This window comes from Actinomadura sp. 9N407, from assembly GCF_044326315.1.
Taxonomy (GTDB): domain Bacteria; phylum Actinomycetota; class Actinomycetes; order Streptosporangiales; family Streptosporangiaceae; genus Spirillospora.
In genome coordinates this window covers 1-3,445 of the sequence record NZ_JBIRAW010000069.1, presented here as the reverse complement: position 1 = coordinate 3,445, position 3,445 = coordinate 1, and the positions used below count along the sequence as shown (strand labels likewise).

2 rRNA genes are annotated in these 3,445 nt (G+C 57.9%); both read right to left on the bottom strand.

The annotated features are described in order from the left end of the window. Window positions 1-6: 6 nt before the first annotated feature. Window positions 7-123, bottom strand: a 5S ribosomal RNA gene (rrf, locus tag ACH34Q_RS46855). A 170-nt stretch (window positions 124-293) separates the two neighbouring features. Beyond that, window positions 294-3,409, bottom strand: a 23S ribosomal RNA gene (locus tag ACH34Q_RS46850). Window positions 3,410-3,445 lie beyond the last annotated feature (36 nt).

Genomic DNA, 3,445 nt, shown 5'->3' with positions numbered 1-3,445 from the left:
ATATATGTCCGGCGGTGTCCTACTCTCCCACACAGTCTCCCATGCAGTACCATCGGCGCTGAAGGGCTTAACTTCCGGGTTCGGGATGGGACCGGGTGTTTCCCCTTCGCCATGACCACCGAACGCTCCACGCACACCCCGCGGGCCACACCCCCGTCAAAGGGGCCGGCCACGGCTGGGGTGGCAAGTCTCGTCCGAGTATCAGACTCGGTATTCAGTTTTGCGGTTCCGTTTGTTTTCTGGGAACCGCACAGGGACGCGAACAACCGCAGCAGAAATCGTTGATCTGTGGGTGTGTCAAGCCGCTCGGCCTATTAGTACCAGTCAACTCCACACCTTGCGATGCTTCCATTTCTGGCCTATCAACCCAATGGTCTGTTGGGGGCCTTACCCCACCCCGAAGGGTGGAAGGGAGAACTCATCTCGAGGAAGGCTTCCCGCTTAGATGCTTTCAGCGGTTATCCCGACCGAACGTAGCCAACCAGCCGTGCCCCTGGCGGGACAACTGGCACACCAGAGGTCCGTCCGTCCCGGTCCTCTCGTACTAGGGACAGACCCTCTCAATTCTCCTGCGCGCGCAGCGGATAGGGACCGAACTGTCTCGCGACGTTCTAAACCCAGCTCGCGTGCCGCTTTAATGGGCGAACAGCCCAACCCTTGGGACCTACTCCAGCCCCAGGATGCGACGAGCCGACATCGAGGTGCCAAACCATCCCGTCGATATGGACTCTTGGGGAAGATCAGCCTGTTATCCCCGGGGTACCTTTTAGCCGTTGAGCGACACCGCTTCCACACGCCGGTGCCGGATCACTAGGCCCTGCTTTCGCACCTGCTCGACATGTCTGTCTCACAGTCAAGCTCCCTTGTGCCCTTGCACTCGCCACCTGATTGCCAACCAGGCTGAGGGAACCTTTGGGCGCCTCCGTTACTCTTTAGGAGGCAACCGCCCCAGTTAAACTACCCACCAGGCACTGTCCCCCACCCGGATCCACGGGTGCGGGTTAGACGCTCAAAACGACCAGAGTGGTATTTCACCAACGACTCCACCGACACTAGCGTGCCGGCTTCACAGTCTCCCACCTATCCTACACAAGACGCTCCAAACGCCAATGCCAAGCTATAGTGAAGGTCCCGGGGTCTTTCCGTCCTGCTGCGCGAAACGAGCATCTTTACTCGTACTGCAATTTCACCGGGCCTGTGGTTGAGACAGCGGGGAAGTCGTTACGCCATTCGTGCAGGTCGGAACTTACCCGACAAGGAATTTCGCTACCTTAGGATGGTTATAGTTACCACCGCCGTTTACCGGCGCTTAGATTCTCAGCTTCCCACCCCCGAAAGGGCAGTAACCGGTCCTCTTAACGTTCCGGCACCGGGCAGGCGTCAGTCCGTATACAGCGTCTTACGACTTCGCACGGACCTGTGTTTTTAGTAAACAGTCGCTTCCCCCTGGCCTCTGCGACCACACCCAGCTCCCGCCGCAAGGGCGTTCACCAGACGTGGCCCCCCTTCTCCCAAAGTTACGGGGGCAATTTGCCGAGTTCCTTAACCACAGTTCACCCGATCGCCTTGGTATTCTCTACCTGACCACCTGAGTCGGTTTGGGGTACGGGCCGCCGGTACACTCACTAGAGGCTTTTCTCGGCAGCATGGGATCACTCACTTCACCTAAAACGGCTCGGCATCACATCTCACCCTTAATGGTGTGCGGATTTACCTGCACACCGGGCTACATGCTTACCCCAGGAACAACCATCGCCTGGGCTGAGCTACCCTCCTGCGTCACCCCATCGCTCACCTACTACCCCCTCGGGCCGACCGCTAGGCCTGAAAGGAACCCGAAGGCTCCAACCAGGATTCAGGGTCTTAGCATCAGAGGATTCAGCGTTGGCGCATACCAGCGGGTACGGGAATATCAACCCGTTGTCCATCGACTACGCCTGTCGGCCTCGCCTTAGGTCCCGACTTACCCTGGGCGGATTAGCCTGCCCCAGGAACCCTTGGTCATCCGGCGGGAGAGTTTCTCACTCTCCATTCGCTACTCATGCCTGCATTCTCACTCCCACAGCCTCCACCACTCGATCACTCGGCGGCTTCGCCGGCTGCAGGACGCTCCCCTACCCACCCCAGCTTACGCTGGAATGCCACGGCTTCGGCGGTGTGCTTGAGCCCCGCTACATTGTCGGCGCGGAATCACTTGACCAGTGAGCTATTACGCACTCTTTCAAGGGTGGCTGCTTCTAAGCCAACCTCCTGGTTGTCACAGCAACTCCACATCCTTTACCACTTAGCACACGCTTAGGGGCCTTAGCCGATGATCTGGGCTGTTTCCCTCTCGACTACGAAGCTTATCCCCCGCAGTCTCACTGCCACGCTTCACTTACCGGCATTCGGAGTTTGGCTGACGTCAGTAACCTTGTAGGGCCCATTAGCCATCCAGTAGCTCTACCTCCGGCAAGAAACACGCAACGCTGCACCTAAATGCATTTCGGGGAGAACCAGCTATCACGGAGTTTGATTGGCCTTTCACCCCTAACCACAGGTCATCCCCCAGGTTTTCAACCCTGGTGGGTTCGGGCCTCCACACCGTCTTACCGGCGCTTCACCCTGCCCATGGCTAGATCACTCCGCTTCGGGTCTACAGCATGCGACTAAAAACGCCCTATTCAGACTCGCTTTCGCTACGGCTACCCGCCACCGGTTAACCTCGCCACACACCATAACTCGCAGGCTCATTCTTCAAAAGGCACGCCATCACGAACAACACCCCACAAGGTGTTGGGGACGCTCTGACGGCTTGTAGGCACACGGTTTCAGGTACTATTTCACGACCCCTCACCGGGGCACTTTTCACCTTTCCCTCACGGTACTTGTCCGCTATCGGTCATCAGGAAGTATTCAGCCTTACCACGTGGTCGTGGCAGATTCACACGGGATTTCACGGGCCCCGTGCTACTCGGGAACACACCCAGAAGCCACTTGGATTTCGTCTACCGGACTCTCACCGTCTACGGTCGGCCTTCCCATGCCATTCGACTACCCAAGCGGTTTATAACTCCTCGACCTGGCGGCAGCCAGATCAGGGTGGTCCCACAACCCCGCACACGCAACACCTGCCGGCTATCACACGCGCACGGTTTAGGCTCCTCCGCTTTCGCTCACCACTACTCACGGAATCACTATTGTTTTCTCTTCCTGCGGGTACTGAGATGTTTCACTTCCCCGCGTTCCCACCAACCGCCCTATACATTCAGACGGCGGCGACACCCCATGACGGGTGCCAGGTTTCCCCATTCGGAAATCCCCGGATCAAAGTCTGGTTGCCGACTCCCCGAGGCATATCGCAGGCTCCCACGTCCTTCATCGGCTCCTGATGCCAAGGCATCCACCGTGTGCCCTTAAAAACTTGAACACACAAAGCGATCAACAAATTTGCAACAGAGAACAA